The 436-nt window shown below is 67.2% G+C and carries 1 protein-coding gene; it reads left to right on the forward strand.

The window, feature by feature from the left end; translation table 11 throughout:
• Positions 1-436 (forward strand): tryptophan 7-halogenase (locus RNB18_RS52365; protein ID WP_311721100.1); only part of this gene is annotated, 436 nt, incomplete at both ends.

The following is a 436-nucleotide window of genomic DNA, read 5'->3' on the forward strand; positions in this document are numbered from 1 at the left end:
GGCCAGCATGTCCATCTGCTGATGGCCCGTGGTGCTCAGGAACTGGAAGAGCTGTTCCCCGGATTGCTCCACGACATGGCGGCCTCCGGCGTCCCGGTGATACGCAACCGTCGCGAGTTGATCCACTTCGACGCGGCCGGCCACGTCCTCGAAACCGGACTGGACGACAAGTACGTCGCCTATGTGCCCAGCCGCGGCCACCTCGAATGGCAGATCCGCAAGAGGGTGAGCGCGATGCCCGGCATCGAGATCGCGCACCGAGCCGTCGCACATCCGCAGTACGACCCGGCAGCCGAGCGGGTGACCGGCGTCGTCCTCGACGACGGTGATGTCACGCCGGCCGATCTGGTGGTCGACGCGTCAGGCCGCGGCAGCCGGCTTCCGACGTGGTTGCAGCAGTGGGGATTCGAGCGCCCACGCGAGGATTCGGTACAGG

It is taken from the genome of Streptomyces doebereineriae, assembly GCF_031845645.1.
Lineage (GTDB): Bacteria > Actinomycetota > Actinomycetes > Streptomycetales > Streptomycetaceae > Streptomyces > Streptomyces canus.